This window comes from Paraburkholderia aromaticivorans (assembly GCF_012689525.1).
GTDB classification, from domain to species: domain Bacteria; phylum Pseudomonadota; class Gammaproteobacteria; order Burkholderiales; family Burkholderiaceae; genus Paraburkholderia; species Paraburkholderia aromaticivorans_A.
Map to the genome: position 1 here is coordinate 1,023,112 of NZ_CP051515.1, position 25,978 is coordinate 1,049,089.

At 63.8% G+C, this 25,978-nt stretch carries 22 protein-coding genes and 1 pseudogene; 12 read left to right on the plus strand and 11 right to left on the minus strand.

Annotated features, from left to right (window positions below):
* Positions 1-2: 2 nt before the first annotated feature.
* Genes HF916_RS16470 through HF916_RS16500 form a run of 7 tightly spaced genes read left to right on the plus strand, consistent with a single transcriptional unit; the run spans position 3 to position 6,147 of the window.
* Positions 3-980, plus strand: a complete 978-nt coding sequence (locus tag HF916_RS16470; RefSeq protein WP_168789957.1) for a type II secretion system F family protein — start codon at positions 3-5, stop codon at positions 978-980.
* A 44-nt stretch (positions 981-1,024) separates the two neighbouring features.
* Positions 1,025-1,981, plus strand: a complete 957-nt coding sequence (locus tag HF916_RS16475; RefSeq protein ID WP_168789958.1) for a type II secretion system F family protein — start codon at positions 1,025-1,027, stop codon at positions 1,979-1,981.
* A gap of 26 nt (positions 1,982-2,007) precedes the next feature.
* A complete protein-coding gene (locus HF916_RS16480) occupies positions 2,008-2,874 on the plus strand; it encodes a sterol desaturase family protein (protein ID WP_168789959.1) in 867 nt (288 codons plus the stop codon).
* Positions 2,871-3,401 (plus strand): TadE/TadG family type IV pilus assembly protein, encoded by a 531-nt coding sequence (locus tag HF916_RS16485; protein WP_168789960.1) that lies wholly within the window; start codon positions 2,871-2,873, stop codon positions 3,399-3,401. The genes HF916_RS16480 and HF916_RS16485 overlap by 4 nt, the downstream gene beginning before the upstream one ends.
* A 1-nt stretch (position 3,402) precedes the next feature.
* Entirely contained in the window at positions 3,403-4,032 is a 630-nt protein-coding gene (locus HF916_RS16490; RefSeq protein ID WP_168789961.1) for a TadE/TadG family type IV pilus assembly protein, read from the plus strand.
* Between the two features lie 50 nt (positions 4,033-4,082).
* Complete coding sequence (locus HF916_RS16495; protein WP_168789962.1) at positions 4,083-5,426, plus strand: vWA domain-containing protein; 1,344 nt, start codon at positions 4,083-4,085, stop codon at positions 5,424-5,426.
* A 7-nt stretch (positions 5,427-5,433) separates the two neighbouring features.
* Positions 5,434-6,147, plus strand: a complete 714-nt coding sequence (locus HF916_RS16500; RefSeq protein ID WP_168789963.1) for a methyltransferase family protein — start codon at positions 5,434-5,436, stop codon at positions 6,145-6,147.
* Between the two features lie 65 nt (positions 6,148-6,212).
* On the opposite strand, the gene HF916_RS16505 is transcribed toward HF916_RS16500, so the two are convergent.
* The 5 genes from HF916_RS16505 to HF916_RS16525 all read right to left on the minus strand — a co-directional run bounded on the left by HF916_RS16505 (position 6,213) and on the right by HF916_RS16525 (position 12,834).
* Positions 6,213-7,379, minus strand: coding sequence for an MFS transporter (locus HF916_RS16505; RefSeq protein ID WP_240975559.1), 1,167 nt, complete (start codon positions 7,377-7,379; stop codon positions 6,213-6,215).
* Positions 7,376-8,170: a DeoR/GlpR family DNA-binding transcription regulator gene (locus HF916_RS16510; RefSeq protein ID WP_168789965.1), complete on the minus strand. Its 795-nt coding sequence runs from the start codon at positions 8,168-8,170 to the stop codon at positions 7,376-7,378. The genes HF916_RS16505 and HF916_RS16510 overlap by 4 nt, the downstream gene beginning before the upstream one ends.
* A 185-nt stretch (positions 8,171-8,355) precedes the next feature.
* On the minus strand, positions 8,356-9,888 hold the full coding sequence (locus HF916_RS16515) for a PepSY-associated TM helix domain-containing protein (RefSeq protein ID WP_168789966.1): 1,533 nt from the start codon (positions 9,886-9,888) through the stop codon (positions 8,356-8,358).
* Between the two features lie 74 nt (positions 9,889-9,962).
* Positions 9,963-12,341 (minus strand): TonB-dependent receptor, encoded by a 2,379-nt coding sequence (locus HF916_RS16520; protein ID WP_168789967.1) that lies wholly within the window; start codon positions 12,339-12,341, stop codon positions 9,963-9,965.
* 82 nt (positions 12,342-12,423) lie between these two features.
* A complete protein-coding gene (locus tag HF916_RS16525; RefSeq protein ID WP_168789968.1) occupies positions 12,424-12,834 on the minus strand; it encodes a DUF2946 domain-containing protein in 411 nt (136 codons plus the stop codon).
* Positions 12,835-13,106: 272 nt separating this feature from the next.
* Between HF916_RS16525 and HF916_RS16530 the strand changes: the two genes are divergently transcribed.
* Both HF916_RS16530 and HF916_RS16535 read left to right on the plus strand, forming a co-directional pair.
* On the plus strand, positions 13,107-15,251 hold the full coding sequence (locus HF916_RS16530) for a tetratricopeptide repeat protein (protein ID WP_168789969.1): 2,145 nt from the start codon (positions 13,107-13,109) through the stop codon (positions 15,249-15,251).
* Between the two features lie 108 nt (positions 15,252-15,359).
* Positions 15,360-15,872 carry a DUF1932 domain-containing protein gene (locus HF916_RS16535; protein WP_240975560.1) on the plus strand — a complete coding sequence of 171 codons (513 nt, stop codon included), beginning with the start codon at positions 15,360-15,362 and terminating at the stop codon, positions 15,870-15,872.
* Here HF916_RS16535 and HF916_RS16540 read toward each other — a convergent pair.
* Together HF916_RS16540 and HF916_RS16545 are read right to left on the minus strand one after the other, a co-directional pair.
* A complete protein-coding gene (locus tag HF916_RS16540; RefSeq protein WP_206001898.1) occupies positions 15,853-17,160 on the minus strand; it encodes a LysR family transcriptional regulator in 1,308 nt (435 codons plus the stop codon). The two genes, HF916_RS16535 and HF916_RS16540, sit on opposite strands and share 20 nt — an antisense overlap.
* Positions 17,157-17,858: a GntR family transcriptional regulator gene (locus tag HF916_RS16545; RefSeq protein ID WP_168789970.1), complete on the minus strand. Its 702-nt coding sequence runs from the start codon at positions 17,856-17,858 to the stop codon at positions 17,157-17,159. The genes HF916_RS16540 and HF916_RS16545 overlap by 4 nt, the downstream gene beginning before the upstream one ends.
* A 197-nt stretch (positions 17,859-18,055) precedes the next feature.
* On the opposite strand from HF916_RS16545, the pseudogene HF916_RS16550 reads away from it, so the two are divergent.
* The 3 genes and pseudogenes from HF916_RS16550 to HF916_RS16560 form a co-directional block, all read left to right on the plus strand.
* Positions 18,056-18,538, plus strand: a pseudogene (locus HF916_RS16550) (porin); the annotation flags it as partial.
* Between the two features lie 185 nt (positions 18,539-18,723).
* A complete protein-coding gene (locus HF916_RS16555; protein ID WP_168789971.1) occupies positions 18,724-19,272 on the plus strand; it encodes a carboxymuconolactone decarboxylase family protein in 549 nt (182 codons plus the stop codon).
* Between the two features lie 123 nt (positions 19,273-19,395).
* Complete coding sequence (locus HF916_RS16560) at positions 19,396-20,256, plus strand: helix-turn-helix domain-containing protein (protein WP_168789972.1); 861 nt, start codon at positions 19,396-19,398, stop codon at positions 20,254-20,256.
* Between the two features lie 68 nt (positions 20,257-20,324).
* Here the strand turns inward: HF916_RS16560 and HF916_RS16565 are convergent, their stop codons facing one another.
* The 4 genes from HF916_RS16565 to HF916_RS16580 form a co-directional block, all read right to left on the minus strand.
* Complete coding sequence (locus HF916_RS16565) at positions 20,325-21,518, minus strand: porin (RefSeq protein ID WP_168789973.1); 1,194 nt, start codon at positions 21,516-21,518, stop codon at positions 20,325-20,327.
* Between the two features lie 191 nt (positions 21,519-21,709).
* The gene (locus HF916_RS16570) at positions 21,710-23,065 is read right to left on the minus strand and encodes a cytochrome c (protein WP_168789974.1); all 1,356 of its coding nucleotides are present in this window, start codon (positions 23,063-23,065) and stop codon (positions 21,710-21,712) included.
* Positions 23,062-24,840, minus strand: coding sequence for a GMC family oxidoreductase (locus tag HF916_RS16575; RefSeq protein WP_168789975.1), 1,779 nt, complete (start codon positions 24,838-24,840; stop codon positions 23,062-23,064). Before HF916_RS16575 ends, HF916_RS16570 begins: the two co-directional genes overlap by 4 nt.
* Entirely contained in the window at positions 24,840-25,580 is a 741-nt protein-coding gene (locus HF916_RS16580) for a gluconate 2-dehydrogenase subunit 3 family protein (RefSeq protein ID WP_168789976.1), read from the minus strand. The genes HF916_RS16575 and HF916_RS16580 overlap by 1 nt, the downstream gene beginning before the upstream one ends.
* Between the last annotated feature and the right edge of the window lie 398 nt (positions 25,581-25,978).

Genomic DNA, 25,978 nt, shown 5'->3' on the forward strand with positions numbered 1-25,978 from the left:
ACATGAACACGTCGTTTATCGGCTTTGCGGTGCTCGCGTTTCTCGCGGTCGTGCTGGCCATCGAGGCCGTCTATCTGTTCTGGAGCAGCCATCGCGGCAAGGACGTCAAGCGCATGGACGAGCGCATTCGCGCGCTCTCCGCGGGCGGCAACGTGAGCAGCCAACAGATCTCGATCCTCAAGCAGCGCATGCTGAGCGAGTCGCCGTTCGTCACACAACTGCTGCTGCGCATGCCGCGCGTGCACGCGCTCGACCGGCAGTTGCAACAGTCCGGGCTGAAGTGGTCGGTGGCGCGCTTCGTCACTTATACGCTGCTGTGCGCGGTTGCGGGCGCCTTTGCCGGCTTCGTGCTGCACGCGCCCGCGCTGGTGCTGGGTGTGTTCGCCGCGCTGGCCAGCCTGCTCCCGACCATGGTTCTGCGCCGCAAGCGCACCAAACGCGTGCGGCAACTCGAGCGCCAGTTGCCCGACGCAGCCGACCTGATCTCCCGCGCGTTGCGCGCCGGTCACTCCTTTCCGGCCGCGCTCGGCATGGTCGGCCAGGAACTGCCCAATCCGCTCGGCGGCGAATTCGCGCTGGTGTTCGACGAGATCAACTACGGCGTGTCGATGAACGACGCGCTTCTGAACATGGTGAACCGCGTGCCGGTCGAGGACCTGCGCTACTTCGTGATCGCCGTGCTGATCCAGCGCGAGGCGGGCGGCAATCTGGCGGAGATTCTCGGTTCCATCGCGGGCATCATTCGCGAGCGGCTCAAGCTGCTCGGCAAGGTGCGCGTGCTGTCGGCGGAAGGGCGCCTGTCGGCCTGGGTGCTCGCCATATTGCCGTTCGCGCTTCTGGGACTGCTGACGCTGCTCAATCCGGGCTACATCAGCGTGTTCTGGAAAGACCCGGCCGGCGTGCAACTCGCCGGCGTGGCGATCACGATGATGCTGTTCGGCATCTTGTGGATGCGCAAAGTCGTGCGCATCCATATCTAGACCATCGCTTTCGACACGAGGAGCGCGGGCCCGGCCCGCAGACCATGAAAATAGAACAGATCGTGATGCTGGGGGTGATGTTCCTGATCGTGTTCGGCGCGGCGCTCAAGGCGATGACGTTGCTGCGCCCCGATCCTGTCCAACGGCGCATCGAGGAGCTCGGGCAGCCGGGCGCGCCCAGTGAAGCCGACGCCGGCGCGCAAAAGAGCTGGGTCGAGACCGTCACGAAGATGTCCGAGCGGGTCGCCAAACTGTCGCTGCCGAAAGAGGACTGGGACAAGTCGGCGCTGCGTCTGCGCTTCGCGAACGCGGGCATCCGCACGCCGTCCGCGCCGGCCATCTATTTCGCCACCAAGACGGTGCTGGCGCTCGCGCTGCCGGCCCTTGCGCTGATCTTTTTCGGCAACGCCTTCGAAGCCGATCAAGGCATGTATCTGCTGCTGACGGTGCTGGCCGCGTCGGCGCTCGGCTTCTATCTGCCGAACCTCGTGATGACGCGCCTCGTCGAAAGCCGTCAACGCAAGCTGTTCGAAGATCTGCCCGACGCGCTCGATCTGATGACCGTGTGCGTGGAAGCGGGGCTCGGCCTCGACGCGGCGATGATGCGCGTCACCCAGGAAATCGGCGTGAAGAGCCACGCGCTCAAAGACGAATTCGACATGGTGCTGCTGGAATTGCGCGCCGGCTCGGGGCGCGACAAGGCGTTGCGCAACCTGTCGCTGCGCACCGGCGTGGAAGATATCGACACGCTCGCCGCAATGCTGATCCAGGCGGACCGCTTCGGCACCAGCGTGGGCGACTCGCTCCGTGTTTATACCGACAACCTGCGCACCAAGCGACGCTTGCGCGCGGAGGAACAGGCTGCCAAGATCGCCCTGAAGCTCCTGTTTCCGCTGATGTTTTTTATCTTTCCGACGCTGCTGACCGTGCTGATCGGTCCGTCGGCGATCCAGATCGTGCGCCAGCTGTTCCCGGCCATCAAGACCATGACGGGCGGTTGAACGCCAGGCATTCACCGGGGAATCCCATGTTCGCATCCAGCCCGTTTCCTGACCTCCTGCAACACGCCAGCGTGTGGCTGCGCATGTACGCGCTCGGACTGGTGATGATGGCCGCGGGCGCGGCGCTGGAACGGCGCTGGCCCGCCGCGATGCTGCAATCGCGCGCCGGCCAGCGTTTCAACGTGACCTATGCGGGCGTCTATCTGGCGATCGTGGAAGCGATGAAGCCGTTGACGGCGGCGGCGAGTATCGCGATCGTGAACGCGCTCGGCGGGGGCATGGTGGTGCTGAACTCGCACGGCTTGGGCGCGTTGGCTTCGTTCGTGATCGTGCTGCTCACTATCGACGTGCTCGAATATGCGTTTCATCGCCTGCAGCACACGTGGCCCGTGCTGTGGAAGCTGCATTCGCTGCACCATAGCGCGGTCGAATTCAATGTCACGGTCGCCTTGCGGCACCACTGGGTCGAGTCCCTCATCAAGGGTTGTCTGCTTTATCCGCTGGTCGGCGTGCTGTTCAAGGTCGAACCATGGATTGTCGGCTCGACTTCGATCGTGTTCATGTTGGGTCATTATTTCGCGCATATGAACCTGCGTGTCGACCTCGGTCGCTACATCACGTGGGTCAACAATCCGCAATATCACCGCCTGCATCATTCGAACCGCACCGAGCATTTCGACCATAACTTCACGCAACTGCTGCCGCTGTGGGATCACCTGTTCGACACGCAGTGGGTGCCGGCCAGAGAAGAGTGGCCGGCCACCGGTCTCGACGACGGCGCGCAGCCGCACTCGCTGCTGGAAGCGTTCTGCTGGCCGCTGCGCCTGCACGCCGAACGCGGCGCGGGGCTTGCCGGCAAGCCGGTGCCGGCGCTGGACAAGGAGACGAAATGAAAGCCGTTCGCCGGAACTCCACCCCTAACGTAGAAGCGCGCGCGAGCAGACGCGGACTCACGCGCAAGCAACGCGGCGTGACCACGGTCGAGTTCGCGTTGATCGCGCCGCTGCTGTTCCTGCTGCTGTGCATCGCCATCGACCTCGGCATCGCGATGTGGGTCAATCTGACCATGCAATACGCGGTGCGGGAAGGCGCGCGCTATTCGGTGACGGGCCAGACCAACCTCGATCCGAACGCGACCAACCAGCAGCGTTATCTGGCTGTCGTGCAGGAGATCAAGAACAGCTCGATGGGTCTCTATTCGCTCGTCTCGCCGAGTTACGTGATCACCATCAACGGCGCGAGCCAGACCTACAACACGCAGACGAGTTACAGCACTGGCATGTTCGGCAATCCCGGCGACATCGTGGTGCTGCAGATCAATTGCATCTGGCCGCTTCTCACACCGCTGGTCAAGCCGTTCTTCGCCAACGGCAAGTTCAGCTTCAGCGTCGCGGCGACGATGCGTAACGAGGGCTTCTGACATGCGCACCCGTTCCTTGCGAAGCCGCCGCGCGTCCAGAGGCATCGTCAGCGTGGAAATGGCGTTGTTGCTGCCGATGCTGCTCGCGCTCGCGCTGCCGGTGTACGACATAGCGCGCAACATCCAGGCGCAGATGATTCTGATCAACGTGAGCCGCGAAGGCGCGAGCCTGTCCTCGCGCGCGTCGCTCACCTATCCGATGCAGACCATCATGTCCTCGCTCACCGCGACCACGCCACCGCTGAACATGACGGCGCACGGCATGATCTACATCACCGAGGTCATGGGCAACAACAACTGCGACAGCAGCGGCAACAATTGCACAGGCGTGGTGGTCGCGCAGTATCGCTGGAATGGCGGCAACTACAATCCGGCGAGCCAGTTGTGGAATTGCGGCAATGCCGGCACGCGCTGGGCGACGGACGGCACCGGCAGTTGCGGCGGCATTCCGGCGGCGGGGAACACGTCGCCGGTGGTGAACCTGCTGCAAGGCAAGCTCTCCGACGGCCAGATCGCATACGTGGTCGAGGCGTTCTATCTGCAGACGCCGCTGATCGGTTCGTTGAATCTCGGCGGCGGCATCACGACACCTGCACTCTCGCCGAATCTCTATGCAATGACGGTGTTCTGACCCGGCGAAAAGCTGGCTCAAATAAAAATACGCAGGACCGGGGGAATTCAATGAAAACAACAGCGGCATTCAGAAGGCGGCAGAGGGGATCGGTCAGCATCATCGTGGCGGTGTCGCTGATTGCGTTGCTGGGCATCCTCGGTCTCGTGGTGGATTCCGGGCTCGGCTACATGATCAAGGCGCGCCTCGACGCCGCCACCGACGGCGCGGTGATCGCGGCCGGCGAAGCGGTCACGCGCGGCAACAACCAGACCGAGCAGACCAATAACGCGCAGCAGGCGGCAACGGCCTTTTTCGCGGCGAACTATCCGGTGGGTTTTCTCGGCTCGAGCGTGACGGCGGGTACGCCCTCGATCGTGTTCAACGCCGGCACGGTGACGATCGGCATGACCGCGCAGGCGAGCGTGCCGGTTACGTTCACGAAAGTGCTCGGATTCAACGTGCTGAACGTGAGCGCGACTTCGCAGTCGATCCGTAAGACGCTGGATATGGCGTTCGTGATCGATAACACTCAATCGCTGAACACTTCCGGCGTGCCGGCCGCGGTACGCTCGAACGCGGTGGCCTTCCTCAATAATTTCGACGTGACCAATGATCGTGTGGCGCTGATGCACTTCGCGTACGGCACGGTGATCGACGTGCCGTTCAACGGCAACACGCGCGGTTTCGATCGCACGACCATGACCGCCGACATCAACAAGTACACGTTCAACGGCAGCACCAATTCGGCCGAAGCATTGTGGAATGCGCGCAATCAGTTGAACACGGTGATTACACAACCTTCGAGCCTGCGCGTGATCGTATTTTTCTCGGACGGTGCGCCGAATAGCTTCTCGTCGTTCTTCACGACCAATCAGAGTAAGTGCAACAACATTGCCACTACGCTCGCGAGCGGCGATGGTACATCCGGCGCAGTCTCGGGACTGTTCAGCATTGGTGCCCTGAGTCAAAAGCTGGCGTCGCCGTGTTACCAGAGCGATACGTCGGGATTCGTGACGGCCATGCCGAAGTGGTACAACGCCCACAACGTCAACGAACAAACCTTCCCGATCTGGCCCGTGACCTCGCCGCGTGTGGTGTCGAACGGCAATGCGACGTATGTGAACGTCAACCGCGCTTCGCGCAATCTGCTCGAAGCAATGGCTGCGGCGGCGCGTGCCGAAGGCACCTACGTGTTCACGCTGGGTTACGGACCGGAGTTGGTGCAGGCCGCCGGTCCGGACAATGAAATCGGTCAGGATATGCTCAAGTGCATGGCGAACACAGCCGATTCGCTATCGCGTTGCTACAACCCAAAACAGCCGGTTGGCGTGTACTGCTACGCCGCGACACCAGCCGATCTGAAGCCGTGCTTTTCGCAACTGGCTTCGCAAATCCTGCGTATTTCCAAGTGAGCGCGCCATGACCACGACGACACCTTTGCAAGACCTGCCACTCGCCGTCGGCCAGCAAGCCGCCTCGGCATCGAGCGCCACGTCCGCCGCCGCGGATAGCGTTGGCGGCCTGCGCCATGCGCTCGTGGAAGTGGCCGCGCGCCTGGGCGCCGCGCTCATGTTGAGCCTGTTCGCCTATGCCGCGATGGCGGAATGGCGCACGCAGCCGTCGCGCATCACGCTGTTATTGCTCGTGGTTGCCGCGTGCTTCACGGTGGGCTTGTCGCTCTTCACACGCGTGCCCATGAAACGCGATTGGCGGCCGTTCGCCTTCATCTGCTCGATGGGCGGCACGTACTATTTCCTCGCCGTGCGTCTCTCACCCGGCGTGCAACTCGTGCCGGAGGCCGTCGGCGCCGCGCTGCAACTGCTGGGGACTTTCTGGCAGTTGTATGCCAAGGCGTCGTTGCGCCGCTCGTTCGGCATCCTGCCCGCCAATCGCGGCGTCGTATCGCGTGGTGCCTATCGCTTCGTGCGCCATCCGATGTACCTCGGTTACTTCATCATCGACATCGGTTTTCTGCTGGTGAACTTCGGCCTGCAGAACCTGCTGGTGTACGGTTGCCAGTTCGCGTTGCAGGTGGGGCGCATCGTGCGCGAGGAGCAGCTTCTCTCCGCGGACGAAGGCTATCGCAACTACAAAGCCCGCGTGCGTTATCGCGTGATTCCGGGCATTTTCTAAGGCCGCAATCCTTGCGCTCGGCCCTCTGGCGGCCAGCGCAAGCCCGTTATCCGCGTGAACCTGCCCTAAGCAAGCCGCACACTCCGCACCGCCTTGCCACCGACCAGACAAACGACCAGCGTCGCCATGACAAGCACGCACAAGGCAAGGCGCAAACCGAGCAGGCCCGCGCCGAGGCCGATCAACGGCGGCCCGACCAGGAAGCCCGCATAACCGAAGGTGGCGGCCATCGACACGCCGGTTGCCGGCGTGAGCGTCGAGCGGCCCGCCGCGCTGAAAATCACCGGGACGATATTCGCGAGGCCGACGCCGACCATCGCGAAGCCCACGCAAGCCGTGAAGATTGTCGGCCAGCTCAACACGAGCGCAAGCCCGGCCACCGCGATCAAACCGCCCAGCGCAACGACCTTGCTCGAACCGAAACGGCGCACCGACACATCGCCGACGATGCGGCACGCCGCCATCGAGAACGCGAACGCGGAGTAGCCGATCGCGGCGACGCTCGCCTCGCGGTTCAGCGCCGAGCGCAGATACACGGCGCTCCAGTCGGCGACCGCGCCTTCCACCAGCATGCAAAGGAACGCGAGCATGGCGAGCTTCATCACGGCGGACGAGGGCCACGCCAGGCCGCTCGACGCGGCAGCCGCCCTCGGACCGAGATCACGCAATGCAAGCACCGCGGCGCCGATGATCAGGACCGCGATGAACAGGTCCGGGATCAACAGGCCGGCGATCACCCCGGCACCGCTCTTTTGCAACATCGCACCCGAGGCGGCGCCGAGCAGGCCCCCCGCGCTCCAGGCCGCATGAAACGACGACATGATGGGCGCGTGCCACTGCGTTTCGATCGTGCTCGCGTGGCCGTTCATGGAGACGTCGAGCGCGCCGTTCGCCGCGCCGAGCAGGAACAGCACGACGCACAGCGCGGCCATGCCGGGCGCGAAAGCCGGCAGCGGCAGCGCGATGACGAACGCCGCGCCGAGTAACGCGGTAGCGCGGCCACTGCCGAAGCGCGGCGCCAGTTGTCCCGCCAGCGGCATCGCGACGATCGCGCCGAGCGCGAAAGCGAACAGCGCGATGCCGAGCGAGGCGTCGCCCAGCGCCAGGCTTTCCTTGATGCGCGGGACTTCGACAGCCCACGCGCCGATGCCGAAGCCGTTGGCGAGAAACACGCCCAAGGTCGCGACGCGTTCCTTGACCGGTTTGATCTGAGGCATAGCGGACGATGTCATGAGCGGGCCACCATCACGTTGTCGCAGACGGCTTCGAGGCTGGCGAGGCGTGCAGCGGGCAGGTCGGCTTCGACGAACAGGTAGTCGACGGCGGACGCGGGCGCCACCGAAAACGGTGCCGCCGTCATCAGCTTTTCCGAGGTCATGGCGATGGCGATCTGGCCGCTTGCCTTGATCATCGACCGTTTCAGTTCGGCATCTTCGGCGTCGAAGGCGGCCACGCCTTCGTCCGGATCGAGCGCGCACGCGCCGAGGAAACAGAGGTCGGCGCGGATCTGTTGGATCTGCAGCAGGGCGGTCGCGCCGAGCGAGCCCGCCGCACCGCGCGCGATCCGTCCGCCGACCAGAATCACTTCGAATCCGGGCCGGTTCAGCAGGCGCGCGGCGGCCTCGGGCGAATTCGTCACGACAGTCAGCTCCGCGTTGTCGGGCAGCGCCTCGGCAATCGCGACGTTGGTCGACCCCGCGTCCAGAAGAATGATCTGCTTGGAGCGGACGATCGACACCGCGGCGGCGGCGAGACAGGCCTTGCGATCCACGGCCTCGCCCATGCGTACCGACGCGGGTTTGTCAGCCGGTGAGATCAGCAGGGCGCCGCCGTAGACGCGCTTGCAATGGCCCTGCTCGGCGAGATCGCGCAAATGGCGGCGCACCGTGTGCTCCGATGTCTGGAGTTCCGCGGCGAGCGCCGACGCCAGTACGCGCCCGTGTGTTCGCAGCCGTTCGAGAATCAGCTGTTCGCGCTGCTCGGGCAGCAGCCCGTCGATGGCTTCCTGTCGCGTTCGTTGCATGTCTTCACCTTGCTCGGTCTACGAAACGATCATAATCGAGCAAAATGTATCGTAAACGAGCGTGACTTGCAATCGGTTTCCGAGGACCGTGGTCCGCACCGGTTTCGCGGGACATGGGACGTCGAGCGCAGAGACGCGGCGCTGCGTCTATCTCCGGGAGCAGCGCCACGGCGAGGTGGCCGCCGTCATGGCGTCGCCGCGCGCCGCGAAGCACGGCCGAAGATCGCGCGATCCGCGAGCCACACCGCGAGCAGCGTGGCGCCCATCAACGGGAACACGATGCCGAGCAGGACGAGGCCGATTTTCCAGCCGCGCATCGGCGGCGCGGCACGTTCACGCGACGGTGCGCCAAGCGAGCGTTGCGGCCGCCGCTTCCACCACGTCACGCAGCCGGTGACGGCCATCGCGGCCAGCCCTAAAGAAATCGCGGCGCAGAGAATCTGGTTGGCGACGCCGAAATAACGGCCCATATGCAGCGACGTGCCGTACGACACGGCCTTCGACACCGCGCCGTAATCGCCATAGCGGATGTCCTTCAGGATCGCACCACTGTATTGGTCGATGTATAGCGTGCGTTCGTCTTTCGGATCGTCCGGAAAGTACGAGACGGTGTAGACGCCGGTCGCGGAAGCAGGCAGCACGATGTTGTAGCCGTCCGTCACGCCGAGCGATGCGGCTAGTGCAACGACGCGTCCGAGCGGCAGCGGATGCGCGGCGCTTGCCTCATCGGAGCCGGAGTGGGAGTTAGGCACGCGTGTGTTGCCGACGGCCCAGGGCGTGAGCGGTAGAGGCAGGTCGTCCATCACCATGCCGGGCATCGAATCCATGGTGGCCGCATGGGCGCCATGGCCGTTGTGTTCGGCGTGCTCATCATGTGCCATGTTTTCCGCATGCGGATCCGTTGCGGAGGGCTGCGTGCCGCTCTTTCCGGGCATGGCCGATTGCAACGGCAAACCGCCCCACGAACCCGGCGGCGCACCGAGATTCGCGGCGGTCGCGAGCGCCTTGAACTGCTTGCCCCACGAACCCGTCCACGGCAGTCCCGTCAATACGAACGCGAGCGCACCGAGCGCGAGCCAGATGCCCATCACAGCATGGACGTTCTTCCACAGCGCGCGGCCCTTGAGCGCGAAGCGCGGCAACAGCGTCGCACTTGCCGTGGTTTTCTCGCGCGGCCACCACAGCGCGACGCCGGTGCCGATCATCACGAGCGTCCAGCATGCGGCCAGTTCCATCAGCAGCTCGCCGGGTTTGCCGAGCAGCAGCTTGCGATGAAGCATCCGGTCCACTTGCATGAAGCGGCGTTCGACGCTCAGCGTGCCCAGCACGGCGCCGGTATAAGGGTTCACATAGACGCTCTGTTTATCGCCGTCCGCGAGACGGAAGATGAATTCGGCGCTGCGCTCCGGTGCGCTCGCGACGACAGCGGTCATTGCGACCGCATCTGGCGGCATGGCCGAACGCGCTCTCGACAGCAGCGTGCCTTCGGGTAGCCTCGGTACGGCTTGCGGTGTGACGATCAGGCGCTGCGTATAAAGCAGCGGCTCGATTTGCGGCTGGAAGCAATACAGCGTGCCGGTGATCGCCAGCACGATCAGAAACGGCATCACGAAGAGGCCCGCATAGAAATGCCAGCGCCAGAGCGTCCGATAGCCTGGATGGACGGCCGTGGTCGCCGACGTGACGCGCCGGGCGTCGCTGCCAGTGGTGGTGGACATGAAATCCTCCTGAAGCAAAGATGAGTCGATCAGTTCGAGCAACGTGGATGCGTATGCGGTTGGTTCAAGCGCGCTCACATGCGCAACTTCGCTTCCACGTAGAACGTACGGCCGGGGTACGGGTGATAGACGAAATAGCGGGCATCGAACAGGTTGTCGACGCCGATGCCGATTTCACTTAGCTTCGTCGGCTTGTAGGTGAATTTCGCGTCGGCCACCGTGTACGAACTGGTGCCGCCGAACACGTCCGGATTCGTGTCGGTATTCGTGAGCGTGTTGTACTGACGGCCCGAATAACGCGCGGCTAGCGTGAGCGCGGCGCGTTCGTCGAAGTGATACGTCGCGGCGAGATCCGCGCGCCACAGCGGAATCCGGTAGAAGTACTTGCCGACCGTGGCCGGGTTCTGCGCGTTGGCGATGATCTTCGACTGCGTGTAGGCCACGCTCGCCAGCAGGTCCAGGCCGCGCACCAGCACGTCCTGTCCCGAGTAGCTCGTTTCGACGCCGCGCGAACGGACCTTGCCGATGTTCTGGAAGTTCGTCACGTTGGGAATCACGGTCGTATCGGTCTGGCTGAAGATCGTGTTCTTCACGTCGTCCTGGAACAGCGAGAAGCGGAACACGCCGTTCCAGTGCGCCCATTCAGCCGTCAATTCCTTCGAGAGATCGTCTTCGGGCTTCAGGTTCGGATTGTTGTTGATGATCGACGAGCCGTTGATCTGCCCTTGAAACAGCTCGCTGACCGTCGGGAAGCGATAGGCGCGGCCGATGGACGCACGCAAGGTCAGGTCGTCCGTGACGTCGAACGACAAAGAGGCTTTCGGCGAGAAGTGCTGCTGGCTCACGTCGCTATACGGCAGGGTCGTGCCGGCTAGCGACTGCGAGCCGCCATAGGCCTGCCAGTCTTCATACCGCACGCCGTAGACGAGCTTCCAGCGCGGCAGAAAGCGCCATGCGTCCTGCGCGTAGAGCGCCTGGGTCTGCGTCTTGCCGGCAAACGCATTGGCGAACGACGTGGCCGCGCCGTCGCGCCAGTTCAGCGTGTTGTAGCTTTCGTTGTCGAGGAAGTAGTTGTCATAGTGATAGCCGAAGCTCAGCGCATGATTCGTGAGCCCGGCCTGATTTGTCTCGGGCGTGTAGGTGCTGCGCAGATCGAGCGTTTTCCAGCCGGCACCGTCGCCGAAGATCACGGTGCCTGGACCGTTGCCCGGCGCGCCGGAATTCGCCGTACGCGCCACGCTGTTGCCGACGTCGTAGTACGAAGCGATCGCTTCGCCGTTCCAGCCGGTGGCATTGCGCGTTTTCAGCGACACGCCGTAGAGCCAGTTCTCGCTATGGCCGAGACTCGGCGCGAATGCGGCGGCGGGAATCGTGTATTCGTAGCCGTCGATCGCGACCTTGCCGCTGTAGACCGGATTGCCGTTCGTGTCGCGCAGAAAGCTCGAGGTCTGGCTGTTGTAGGTCTGATGCCAATAGCCGAGCGTGAAGCCGGCTTGCAGTGTCGGCGTGAAGTCGTATTGCATCTTCAGCTTGAACTGGTCCTGCACCGTGTGTTCGATGCCTTCGCTGTTCACGCCGAGTACCGCCGTCGGCGTATTGGTCTGGTTGTTGTAGAAGTACGCGCCGGTGACCGGCGTGTCGCCAGCTTTCGCGGGTGTGCCGGACTTGGCGAGCGTGGCGAATTGCAGCGGCTGGCTGGTGTTTTCCAGGTGATTCACGCCGAGCAGATACGAGAACTTGCCGATGCGGTCGCCGAGCGTTGCGCTGGCTTCGCTGCCGTTGAAATTCTGATTCACGCCGAACAGGCTGAAGTGCTGCGTGAAGGCTTTGACGTCGGCGGTCGCTTCGAACTGTTTCGGCATGCGGGTGCTGATGAGCACGGTCGCGCCGAGCGAATTGCCCGGATAGAGCGCGGAAAACGGTCCGTAGATCACATCGACCTGCTGGATCTCGTCCGGAAACACCATCGACCAGCGCGGCGGAAACGAGAAGTTGTTGCCGAGAAGATTGCTGAGCAGCAGGCCATCCGCATAGACGAGACCGCGCGCGCTTTGCGAATTGCTGGTGCCACGCACGGCGATGATCGAATTCAGATCGCCGATAAAGCGCTTGCGCACAGCGAGGTTCGGCATGTACTTCAGCACGTCTTCGGTGTTGACGACGTTCCAGTTTTCGAACTGCTCGCGGGTGACGGTTTCGACCGAGGCCGGCAGGTTGGGATCGACGGCGCGCGGCGCGGCGGTCGCATTCGCGCTGACGCTGATGGTGGGCAGCGCGGCCTCGGCACTCGCGCTCTGCGCATGAGCGGGCGAGGCGATGAAGGCCGGCACGAACACCGGAACAATGGCAGGCAGGCACGCGGGAAAAAACGGCCGCGGCAGCGGTTGAAGCGAGAAGCCGCGCGCGCCACGGCGGGCGCAAAAGGGCAGCCTTCGCAGGGCGAAGTTGAACATGAACGTTTCCTCGATGCATGGAACAGACGATCGCGCGCCCCCTCGACGGGTGCGACGAATGCGCGATCAGGACCGACAGCGATCAGGAAACGACGGGTGGACCTCTAGGGCGGCCGGACGGAAAGGCGCCAAGCGGCGTGAAGCGGGTGGACAGCGTGGGCGGCGCGGTGCCGGCAAGCGCGAGGGCGGCGGGCGGCTCGGCCGCGGCGACCGTCGGCATGGCGACGTGGTGCTGAAGCAGATGGCAGTAGCCGCACGCGCCAAAAGCGTCGTCATGGCTCAGATTGACCGGCGCCGGGGTGGCTTGGGTCGTCACGCTCGCCGTGCTTACCACGCTGAAATCGCGCGGCTGCAACGCCGAACAGAGCGCGGCGATGGGCTCGTGCGCGCGGTTCGACATCAACATCTGACTCACGACCGGCGCGAACACGACGAGCCACATGGCGAACAGGCCAAGCCATGCGGTCATGTGGTTGCGGGAGCGTGGATTCATGATGTTGGGCGTAAAGACGCGGGCGATTCTAACATTGCCCCGCCGTCTTTTCGCTCGTAATGCTCGTTACAGTGTGGGATTAGAAGGCCGAAAGCCGCTCATTTCGTCGCGTTACAGGCGCGCCGATTCACGTAAGCTGCGTGGTACATGTTCCGCTTTCGCGGTCGCACCGAGGCTTTGGCACGCCGGATCCGGCAGCCGAAACGCCGGTCAGGGCGCGGCACATGCGATCGACCCGGCCGGATCATCGGCGACTTCCGTTACCACGACTCATGAACCACACGCAGCTCGCATCCTCGATCGACGATATCAACCAGCAGGCCGTCTCGTTGTTCTCGGCCGGACAATTCGCCGAAGCCTTGTCGATGGTGACGCCGCTTGTCGACGGCGATGCGATACCGGACGACGCCCTCGCCGACGCGTTGAATATCGCCGGGGCCTGTTCGTTCGCCTTGCAGCGTCCCGCGGATGCGGAGAGCCATTGGCGCCGCTGTCTGCATCTCAAGCCCGGCTATGCCGAGGTGTACGGCAGTCTCGGCATGCTGCTCAAGTCGCTCGGGCGCCTGTCGGCGGCCAAGGCGATGTACCGGCAACTGGTCGCGCTGCGGCCCGGGCAGGCCGACGCCCGCAATCATCTCGGCGCCGTGCTCTACGGGCTCGGCTACAAGGAGGAAGCAGAGGCGTCGTACCGCGAGGCGCTGGCGATTCGCCCCGACTACGCCGAAGCCCACTATAACCGCGGCATCGTATTGCACGAGCTGCGCCGACTGCAGGAAGCGGAAGCGGCATTCCGCCAGGCGCTGCCGGGATTGCCAGGTCACGCCGAAGCCCATAACAATCTGGGCAACGTGCTGATGGAACTCGGCCGTCTCGCCGAAGCGGACGCCGCCTACCGCGAGGCGCTGACTATCCGGCCGCAGTATCCGGAGGCGCTCAATAACCTGGGTGGCGTGCTGAAGGCCACGTTTCGTCTCGCCGAAGCCGAACTCGCTTTTCGTCTTGCCCTCGCCATTCGTCCGGATTACGCGGAAGCCCTCCTGAATCTCGGCACCGTGCTCGCCGATCTCGAACGTTTGCCGGAAGCCGAAGCGGCTTATCGCGAAGCCATCGCGCAACGTCCCGATTACGCCGAAGCGCACTACAACCTCGGCGTGGCGCTGTGCAAACTGGAGCATCTGTTCGAGGCCGAGTCGGCTTACCGGGAAGCGATTCGCCTGCGGCCCGATCTCGTCCATGCGCACAACAACCTGGGGTGCGTGCTCCGCCGGCTGGATCGTTTGCCGGCGGCGGTCCACGCTTTCGAGCAGGCGCTTAGCGTGTGTCCCGATATGGCGGAGGCGCATTACAACCTCGGCGCGGCGCGGGCGCAACTCGTGCAACTGCCCGAGGCCGAAAATGCGTATCGACGGGCGCTGGCTTTACGTGCCGATTACGACGATGCGAAATTCGGCCTGGCCGTGTTGCTGCTCGGCATGGGCCGCTTCGAAGAGGGGTGGCGTCTTTACGAATGCCGCTACGAGCAGCCCGGTTTCGTCCATCACAAGACCACGTCGATGCTGGGCTGCCCGCAGTGGCAAGGCGATACGCTCGCCGACAAGTCGCTGCTGGTTTGGCAGGAGGACGGCCTCGGCGACATGATCCAGTTCAGCCGCTATTTTGCGTTGCTGAAAGCGCGGGGCGCGTCGCATATCGCCTTCGCGTGCGCACCGTCGCTGCACCGGCTGATGGCTTGCGTCGACGGCGTCGATGCCGTGCTCGACCACGACACCGCGCGCGCACAAGCGTCCGCTTACGACTGCTGGATGAGCCTGCTGAGCGCGCCGCTGCATCTGCGCACGAGCGTGGACACGATTCCGCGCGCCGTGCGTCTCGCGGCAGAGCCGGCGCTGGTCGAGCGGTGGCGCCCCATGTTGGACGCGCTGCCTTCCGGCCGCAAGATCGGTCTGGTATGGAGGGGCAACGCGAACCATCATAACGATGTGAACCGCTCGATACCCTCGCTCGCCATGCTGGCGCCACTCTGGAGCGTGCCCGGCCTGAGCTTCGTGAGCCTGCAAAAAGGGCGCGGCGAGGACGAGGCGCGCCATCCGCCCGCCGGTCAACCGCTGCTCGATCTCGGCTCGCTCGTGACGGATTTCGCGGACAGCGCGGCGATCATCGCGCAACTCGATCTGGTGATTTGTGTGGACACGTCCACCGCGCATCTGGCCGCATCGCTCGGCAAGCCGTGCTGGGTGATGCTGCCTGAAAAAGATATCGACTGGCGCTGGATGCACGATCGCAGCGATTCGCCGTGGTATCCGCACACGCTGCGCCTGTTCCGACGCGCGCCGGGCGAGGATTGGTCGATGCCGGTCGAGCGGGTGCGTCAGGCGTGCGTCGAACGATTCGGCGCGGCGGCCCGCACGCCTATTTGACCCGCGTGCCGCGCTTGCGGGCCGATTGCGTCGATGTGTGAAAGCGGTCCTCGATCGTCTCGATCGCCTGGCCGAGAAACTGCAGGAACATGCGGGACGCAGTTCACGGTGGCGAACGTGTATTCGTTGTCGAAGGCGACGCAGCTGTATGCTGATGTGCGCGCCGTGTCGGAAAAGGTCGGTGTGGCGTCGGCCGCGAAGATGTGCCGCAGCGTCATGATCAAAGGCATCGAAGCGTTGACGGTGGAGTGCCTGCGCGCCGCCCGGCACTATGACGCGGAGTCGGTCGTGCTAGCCTCGCTGGCCGAAACGTTCACGAAGATGCGCGCCGACGCCGACGTGCCCGGCTATCTGATCAGCCGCGTCGCGGAGCATGGCCGGCGGCGCGCGGCGGAAATGCGCGAAGTCTCGCAGACGTTGGAAGAGGCGGGCATCACGCCGTTCATGAGCGACGCGTGCGCGCGTCTGCAGGACAACATCGTCGATGCGATGCAGGAAGGCGGGATCGACTACAGCTCGTTAGCCACGCCATTCGACTGGCGCGCCTCCTTCGACGGACTGCCGGAGTATGCGTTTCTCCAGCCGCACGCGTCTACCGCGACTAATTCGCGGCGATGTTGATCGTGCGCGTCACATCGACCACCGAAAGGCGAATCGCATCGATCAACGCGCGCGCGGCAGGCGAAGGCGTGCCCGTCGCGCGCACGATCAGGCCGATCTCACGCCGGGTGTTGTGCAACTGCACGTCGAGCACCACCAGTTGCCCGGACTGCACCTCGTGATGCAATTGCTGCGCCGATAGCGCGGCCGCCATGTCCGTGCCGAACAGCAGGCCGCGAATCACCGCGAGGTCCGCGGTTTCGACCGTGGGCATGGGCGGCTTCACTTTCATGCGCTTGAACTGCGCCTCGAATAACGCGCGCGCCGGCGCGTGACTGCGCGGCACGATCCACTGCGCGTCGCGCAAATCCATGATGGTCAGATTGCGCGCCTGCGCGAGCGGATGATCGCGGCGCACCAGCACCACCATATCTTCCGACATCAGGCGCTCGTTCTTCAGGCCGCTGCTAGCGTCGTTGTCGCGCAGCGCGCCGAGAATGAAATCGATGTCGCCGGCACGCAGACCCGCGACGAGCGCCTCGTAGTGGCTTTCGTCGGTGACGACCCGTACGCCCGGATTCTCCGAGGTCATTCGCGCGATCGCTTTGGGTAGGATCAGCGTGCGGCCGAGCGGCAGCGCGCCGACCGTCACCGAGCCCTGGATCTTGCCGTGCAATGCGGCGATATCGTCGGGCAGGTGGCGTAGTTCGTTGAGCGCGCGGCGCACGTGCAGCAGAAAATTTTCGCCTTCGGTGGTGAGCAGAATGCCGCGCGGGCTTCGATGAAACAGACTTAGGCCCGAGCCGCTTTCCAGCACGCGAATCGCGGTGCTCACGGCGGGCTGGCTGATGCCGAAAGTCTTCGCGGCACTCGGCATGTGCCGGTGCCGCGCCAGCGCCACGAACAGTTGCAGCCGCCGCGTGTTGAGCAGATATGCCGGCAATGCGCCTTCCGCGGCGGGCCGGCGGCGTGCCTGCCGCGCGCCGCACCAGTGCGCGAGTTCTTCCAGTTCCGCGAAAATCCGTTCGCAGCGCTGCAGCACGGCGCGGCCCACGGGTGTCGGCAGCATGCCCGACGGGCCGCGGTCGAACAGCGGCTCGCCTAGCGCGGACTCCAGTTCCTGCACGGACCGCGTGACCGCCGACTGCGCGCGAAACAGCGCGGCGGCGGCGCGCGTCGCGCTGCCCATGTCGGCGACGAGTCGAAACGCGCGCAATTGCGCGAGGTTGAGCAACTCCTTGCTGCCCAAGGACGACGACGTCCTGGCCGACGCCGGGCTGCCGACGGAGGACGTAGTGGCGCTCGTCATGCCGCGCCCGCGATCAGATGCAGCGTGGGCAGCGACAGGTTCAGGCTTTCCTTCGAGATGTGCGTGTGTTCCTTCATCAAGGCTTCGACGCGCGCGCCTTCGCCTTTTTTCAGCGCGTCCGCAATCGCGTGATGCTGGCGATGCGCGTACATGAGCATCATGAACTGACGCTCCCTGGCGGATTCGTCGAAGGCGACCGTGGCGGGCGAGACGAACGGGATCTTGTCGTTCAGGCTCAAGGCCGCGCTCACGGCCATGTTTTGCGCGGCCTCGATGATGAGCGCATGAAAGCGCCCATTCATGGCGGCGTAGCGCACGTCGTCGCCCTGGTTCAGATGTCCGTTGCCGAAGATCTCGTCGCCTTCGCGCAGGCACTCGTCGAGCGAGGCAGCCAGCGCCGGACCCACGCCGCTCTCCGCAACTGAACGCACGGCCAGTCCTTCGAGTACGCCGCGCACGTCGATGCCGTTCAGCACGTCCTTGACGCTGAAGCGGCGCACGACATAGCCGCGCCCGCCGGAGCGGTCCAGCAGCCCCTCCGATGACAACACGCTCAGCGCATAGCGCAGCGGCGTGCGCGATACGCCGAGCCATTGCGCGAGCTGCGCTTCGACGTGCCGCTGGCCGGGCAACAGTTCGCCCGCCAGAATCTTCTCGCGTAAGGTCTGGACAATCGCCTGTTGGGTGGTCTCGTTCATTGATATCGACTCGTTGGACGCCGTCAAGTATAGCCATGCGAACGATGCTTCACCACGCTTCTCGAGAGGCTTGCGTCTTCGTTTCCGGGCCATCTGTTTTGTTTATTGCGGGTAGCAGAGCGGAAACTTGGGCTAAGGCCGTCCGCACATACTCGGGATACCGATGAGGCCATGCGCCGTGCGGGTTGCAGCGCTGCTTGACGAACGGCTATCAGACCGCGCAGGCACAGCAGCGTTTTGCGGTGGGCGGCGGCTACACGTTCAATAGCGCGTGGGATGTCACGGCCACGTATTCGAACGTCCAGTACATTCCGGGCACCGGTTCGAAGTTCCATGACACGGCGATCTTCAACACCGGCGGTGTGGTCCTGCACTGGAAGCCGGCGATTGCGTGGGATTTCGGCGCGGGCTACAGCTACACGCGTGCGACGCGCGCGAACGGCATCGACGACAACGCGCAATATCACCAGTTCAACCTGTCCCAGTACTACTCGTTGTCCAAGCGCACGGGTCTGTACGCGCTGGAGGCGTATCAGAAGGCGAAGGGCAAGACGCTGGGTACCAATGGCGCGGGGCAGATCATCGACGCTACGGCGACGATCGGCGATGGGTACAACTCCACGCCGTCTTCGTCAGGCATTCAGTTGGCGGTGGGGGCGGGGGTTATTCATCGGTTCTGATTTGAAGTTTCCGTGGTGACATGGGCCGGGTGCGACTGACGCACTCGGCCATTTTATTGGCGCGTGCGCTCTCGCGGCTCGCCATTCCTATTACATGCGAGGTAATTGGCGAGCCTCACGCTCACGCCTATTCTTCGGTTGTCGCGCGGCTCACCCCGAACCGCGTTCACTATCGAGGACACATCATGTCGACGTTTCAGGTTCACACCATCGACTCCGCGCCGGAACAATCCAAACCGGTATTGCAGCAAGTCCAGCAGACTTTCGGCTTCATCCCCAACATCGCGGGGGCCATGGCCGAATCGCCCGTGCTGATCAGTGCGTTCATCAATCTGTTTCAGAAAGTCCACTCGGGCACGTTCACGGAAGCGCAGATCCAGACGCTGTTGCTGACGAACGCCGTCACCAATGCGTGCACGTGGGCGGTCGCGTTTCACACCGCATTGGCACTGAACGAGGGACTCACGCCCGCCGATGTAGAAGCGCTTCGTGCAGGCCGCGCGCCTGCGGACCGCAAACATGCCGCGCTTTCCACGTTGACGAAAACCGTGATCCAGAAGCGCGGCCATCTCGACGAGCGCGACGTGAGCGCATTTCTCGAAGCCGGTTTCCGTCGCGATCAGGTGCTTGAAGTGCTAGCGGTGGCGGCGGCCTCGACGATCACGAACTACGTGGGCAGCATCACGCAACCGCCGTTGGAAGCGCAGTTCCAGATCCACGCCTGGACGGCTTAAGTCTCGTAAGGGAAGGCGCGGTCAGCGCTAGCGAGTATGCTGACCGACGAGGTTCGGTCGAGCGGCGCTCGCCGAACCCCTTATCTGTATCGATCTGTATCGTCTTGCGGACAAGAACACACGATGAATCCTGCGAATCCAGTCAAAAAAGCGCCACCGAACGATCTCGGCGTGTTGTTGCGTCACTGGCGAGATGTACGCGGAATCAGTCAGCTGGACCTGTCATTCAATGCCGGCGTCTCACAGCGTCATATCAGCTTCATTGAAAGCGGACGCAGCGTGCCTAGTCGCCAGATGCTGATGGATATCGCGCAGGCACTCGACATCCCGCTGCGCGAACGCAACGCGCTGCTGCTGGCCGCAGGCTATGCGCCGATGTATGCCGACGCCGCGTGGAATGCGCAAGAAATGCAAAGCGTCACGAACGCGCTCGGACGCATGCTGCGTCAGCATGAGCCGTTTCCGGCGCTGGTCATGGACCGCTACTGGAACGTGCTGATGACCAACGACGCCGCGCCGCGCTTTTTCAATTGCTTCATCGACATGGCGGCGCGCAAGGGGCCGCGCAACATGCTGCATCTGGTGTTCGATCCTGACGGTATGCGCCCATTCGTCGCCGACTGGCAAACCGTGGCGGATAGTCTGATTCAGCGGGTCTACCGCGAGTCGGTGGGCCGCGTAATCGACGACCGGACGCGCGAGTTGCTCGATGCGTTGCGTGCGTATCCGGATGTGCGAACGGGTTTTGAGCCAGAGCACCGCCTGGCTTCGGCTACGTCGGAGGCGGCGGCCATGCCGGTGATCCCGATCGGCTTCGTCAAGGACGGCCACGTCATGAAGTATTTCTCGATGGTGGCGAGCGTGGGCACGCCGCAAACCATCGCGGCGCAGGAACTGCGCCTCGAATGCATGTTTCCCGCCGACGACGAAACAGAAGCGCGTCATCTGGAGATGCTCGACGCGGCGCCGCAGCCGCAGCGCTGAATCAACCGACGGCTGGCGCAGTCGCTCCAAAACTGCGCGGCGACGCATTCCAGCACCGCGCTGAAGCATCAGAACTTATGCCGCACGCCGATGCTGACGATCGCTTGCGATTGCGCCGCCGACGAGTGACTATTGCCCTTGTCGCTGACCGACGCAGTGGCCGCGACCGGATTGCCGAGCGCATCCAGCGTGCCGCCCGACGCGTGCTGATAGCCGCCCATCAGATACACGGTCGAACGCTTGGACAGCGCATACTGCGCGCCGAGTGTCACGTTGTGATACTGCGCGCGTTCATCCACGCCATCCACTTCGCCGCCACGCGTGTAGCTGTAGCCCGCGAACAGTTGCACGGCGGGACGGATCGTCCATTGGCCGAACACGCCCGCGATATTGAACGTCGCATGTCCCTTGAACAGCGAGTCGGCGCCGGAGCGGTATTGCACGTTGCTGTAATTCACGCCGACGATCGCCGGCCCGAAGTCGTAGGTCGCGCCCGTCGCGATGATCTGCTGCGATTGCGCGCTCGCGTAGCCTTCGTTGATCGATGAATTGAACAGGCCGTCGTCCGTGCCGTTCCACTTGCCGTAGGTCGTGTCCTGCGTGCCGGTCTTGCTGTTGTCGGAGCGTTCGTAGCCGACGCCCACATGCAGCGGGCCGTTGCCGTAAGCGGCGCCCACGCTCCACGTGTTCTGCTGTTTCAGGCTGCCGGGTTGGCCGCCGAAACCGTACAGCGCGCCGAACGTGAAGCCCGCATAGTTCGCGCTCGTGTACTTGATGGAGTTGTTGACGCGCGCGGTCTGATCCAGATCGTCGATATCGCCCGGATGCGCGCCGTAGCCGCCGACCATCGCCACCGGTGCGACAGGCGAAACGAAGTCGTTCAGCGAGGTGTACTGGCGGCCCAGTGTGATCGTGCCGTACTGCTTGCTGCCGATGCCCACATACGCCTGACGGCCGAACAAACCGCCGTTCTGGCCGGTCTTGCCGTTCGTGATGTCGAAGCCGTCCTCGAGTTGGAACAGTGCGTTCCAGCCGCCGCCCAGATCCTCCTGACCCTTGATACCCCAGCGGCTGCCGGACAGGTTGCCGCTCGTCACGGCGACGTTCGAATGGCCGCTATAGTTGCCGGCGGTGCCGGTGCGCTCGTTGCTCCGGTACGAAACGCCCGCATCGACGATGCCATACAGCACGACGGAACTCTGCGCGCACGCAATGCCCGCAAACGACATCAACAGGGGTGCGGCAATCCATTGCTTTTTCATCGTAGTCATAGCCTGGTTGGAACTTCTATCTCAAGTCGCCTGAATGGCGATCTGTCTTTTTTCCGCGCACGCGGAAGCCCGCTCCTGAACGACGGAGCGGACTGCGTGAAGCGGGGGATCGGTGTTCACAGCGCGAGCCTTGTTTGCGGCGCGTCCTTTCAGTGGGACGCGTCACGCAAGGCCGCGTGCAATCAGTGACTCAAGGCGGCGCCTGGCGGCATTTCGGGCGCGTGCACCGTGACGGTCTTGCGGACTTTGGCGACCTCCGTCGCGCTGACCGTCGAACCGGTGTTGCCCCAACTGTTGCGCACGAAGTTGGTCACATCCGCGACTTCCTGATCGTTCAGGCGCCAGCCGAAGGCCGGCATCGTGAACGAGGAGGGCGCGGTCTTCGTGCCTTCGAGCGTGCTGCCGGTGAGCAGCACGTGAATCAGCGAGGTCGCGTCCTTGCCCTGCACGACCGGATTGCCGCCTAGTGCCGGAAACACGCGGTTGTAGCCGCGGCCGTCGCTGCGGTGGCAGGCGGTGCAGTTGTCGCGATAGACGGCGGCGCCCGGTGCGGTGGCGTCGCCCATGCGCAGCGCGCGCGCGGCCGTGTCGTCGTACGCGTAGGGCGTTTCCTGCGGATCGGTCGACGGCAGCGTCTTTAGATAACGCGCGATCGCGGTGAGATCGGCGTCGTTCATGTGCTGCATGCTGTGCTGCACGACGTCCGTCATGCCGCCGAAGGCCGCGCTGTGCTGCGTGCGTCCGGTCTTCAGGAATTGCACGAGATCGGCTTCGCTCCATGCGCCTATGCCGGTGCGCGGATTGCCGCGCAGACTCGACGGAATCCAACCGTCGATCGTCGCGCCGCCCGCGAGAAACGCCGGGCCGTCCAGGTCGCTCAGCGCGCGTTCCTGCATCGTTGCCGCGCGCGGCGTGTGACACGCGCCGCAATGGCCGAGCCCTTGCACGAGGTAGGCGCCGCGCGCGATCACCGGATCGGCGTAATGCTTCGCGTCGAACGATGTCGGCTCGGGCGCGAACAGGTGACGCCAGATGCCGAGGGGCCAGCGCATCGACAGCGGCCAGACGATATCGACTGGGCGGTTCGTCTGGTTCACCGGTGCGACGCCCTGCGTGAAGTACGCGAAGAGCGCGTGCATGTCGTCTTCGCTCAGGCGTGCATACGATGGGAACGGCATGGCCGGATACAGCGTGTCGCCGTTCGGCTTCACTCCGGCGCGCACCGCGCGATCGAACTGCGCGAAGGTCCACGAGCCGATGCCGGCGTTGCGGTCCGGCGTGATATTGGTCGAGTAGATCGCGCCGATCGGCGTGTCGAATTTCAAGCCGCCGGCGAAGGGCTTGCCCGCAGGCGCCGTATGACATGCGATGCAATCGCCGGCTCGCGCGAGATACTCGCCATGCGCGATGAGCGCCACGTCGTTCTGGTTCTGTGGAACTGCCGCGTGCGCGGCAAGTGTGGCCATACCCAGCACAGCCGCCGCGCCCACGCGTTTGATCGCCCGCGTGAGGCGTTTGTTATGGATCTTCTTCGTCATACGCTCACCAGCGGCCCGGGGTTTTTCAGATACTGCGTGCGGATCGCCCGCGCCGACCAGTAAGCCAGCGCCGCGACGAGGCCGGTCGGGTTGTAGCCGATGCCTTGCGGAAACGCCGAGGCGCCCATCACGAACACGTTGTGCACGTCCCAGCTTTGCAGGTAGCGGTTCAGCACGCTCGTCTTCGGATCGGTGCCCATCACCGCGCCGCCCACCAGGTGCGTGGTCTGATAGCGGCGCGAGTCGAAGTGCGCGCCGAATTCGCGCGTATAAACGTTGATCGACTTCGGACCCATCTGCTGCGCGATCTTCTGCATCTGGCCGGTCACGTAGCGCGCCATCTTGATGTCGTTGTCCTTCCAGTCGAAGGTCATGCGCAACAGCGGCTGGCCGTACGAATCGCGATAGGTCGGATCGAGATCGAGGAACACGTCGCGGTACGACATGTTGCTGCCGTGCGCGTCCATCGAAATGGTGTGCGCGTAGTGGTCCTTCACCGACTTCTTCCAGTCGGCGCCCCAGTTCGGCGTGCCGGCCGGCGTGGCGATGCCGCTAACCGGCTTGGTGCCCGCCTGGTTCACCCACAACGGCGAACCGCCGACAAAGCCGAGCGGGCCGTGATCGAAGTTGTCGGCGTTGAAGTCGTCGACCGCGACGCCGTTGCCGCCCGCGCCGATGAACGGATTGGTGAAGGTGTCCTTGTCGAAGAATGCGGTGATGGTCGAGAGGTTCTGGTACGCGAAATTGCGGCCGACCACGCCTTCGCCGGAGATCGGGTCATACGGTTTGCCGATGCCCGACAGCAGAAGCAGATGGACGTTGTGATACTGGAACGCCGCGACGATCACCAGATCGGCCGGCTGGAACACTTCGTTGCCCGCCGGATCGACATACGTCACGCCCTTGGCGCGCTTTTTCGTGTCGTCGAGTTCGACGCGCAGCACATGGCAGCGCGAGCGCAACTCGAAGTTCGGCAACTGCTTCAGCGCGGGCAGAATGTTCAGATTCGGCGAGGCCTTCGAATACATGTAGCACGCGTAGCCGCTGCAGAATCCGCAGAAGTTACACGGGCCCATCTGCACGCCATACGGGTTCGTGTACGGCCCCGACGTATTCGCCGATGGCAGACGGTACGGATTCAACCCGAGTTCGCGCGCGGCGTTGCCGAAGCGCTCCGCCGAATACGTGTTCAGTTGAGCGGCGAGCGGAAAATTATCGCTGCGCGGCGCTTCAAATACGTTGCCATCGCCGACCACCTTGCCGTTGACCTTGTACGCCTGGCCCGAGGTGCCGAACACTTTCTCGGCGAAGTCGAAATGCGGTTCGAGTTCGTCGTAGCTGACGCCGTAATCCTGAATCGTCATGCCTTCGGGAATGAAGCGCTTGCCGTAACGTTCTTCGTAGTGACTCTTCAGGCGCAGTTCTTCCGGCGTGATGCGGAAATGCACGCCCGACCAGTGCAGACCCGCGCCACCGACGCCTTCGCCCGGCAGAAACGCGGCCAACTGGCGATACGGCAGGGCGGTATCGTTTGGCGCATGACGGATCGACACGGTGGTCTTCGAGAGATCGAGGAACAGCTTCTTGCGGACGTTATAGGTCAGCTCGTCGATCGTGTTGGGATACGCGCCGTCCGGATAGGTGTCGCGATATTCGCCGCGTTCGAGCGCGACGACTTTCAGGCCGGCTTCGGTGAGTTCCTTCGCGAGAATCGCACCGGTCCAGCCGAAGCCGACGATCACCGCGTCGACGTGCGGTTTGGTTTGAGTAGACATCAGGTGCGCTTTCCTTCGATCGACACGGGGCCATACGGATAAGCCGCGCCGTTCTGATTGACGAAGTCCATGAAATCGGCGCGCGCGCCGGGGAAGCCGATCATCTTCCAGCCGCCCATGTCGCGGTTGCCGCCGTGGATCGGATCGCAGAAGTAGCCTTCGCGCGTGTTTTGCAGCAGTTGTCCGAAGAACACCTCGGCCGGCACGTTCTCCAGATCGACCTTGCCTTTCTCGAGCGCGCCGAGCACGGTGTCGCGCGAGGGTGCGTCGAGGGCATCGAAGGGATGCGCGTACGTCTTGGTGCAGTAAGCGTTGACTGCCGCGATGCCGAGGCGGTACAGATCGCGTGGCACGAGCTTCAACTGATAGCCGAGTTCGGGCGCGCCCTGCGTGAACGGACCCTGCATGTACCAGAGCGCACCGTGCGCGTACGGCGTATCCATCTGCCGGTCGATGAATTCGGGCACGCCGGCTTCGACGGCGCCGGGGCCTTCGCTGTCCGACGGAATCAGACGGTCGACCGCGGCGTGGATGAACGCCCATTCCTTCGCGTCGAAGAAGTGCGGCTTGTAGTCCGCGCCGGACGCGCGGCCCGCGGACGCGTTCGCGCTTTCACTCGAACCCGGCACGGAGGCCGTCGTGGATTGCTTGACCTCGCAGCCGGCGAGCGTGCCGGCCGGAACCAGCGCGATAGCCGTGCGTAAAAAGCCACGGCGAGAGCTAATAGGGGATGAGGGCATGTTGTTCTATTCACCAGATTGGAGCGCGCCATTGCGTTCCCGGCAGTCATCGGATTGCCGGCGGGATGATAGATGGAACCGGTTCCAAAGTCTTTTAGCTTTTTTACAATAGGTTGTTTCGTGGAGTGATGAAATGCCGCGATGTTGTAAAAATCTGTTTTAGATCAAAGGTATTTTAGGCGCAAGACGACGCGGCGGCGAGGGCGCCGGGCGCGCCCGGTTTGATGTGAAAAAGCGACGGCGTCGCAGGGGTGACGCGAGCGGCGGCGCTCACCGCGAACGGAATTGCCGCGCTCGCGCAAGTCAGCACGGAATAGCGGCGGGGCACGCTTGCCTTGAGCACAACGCGGCGAGTTCTTTTACCTCACAGGTAATCGACGCGCGTCATGCCCGAGGGG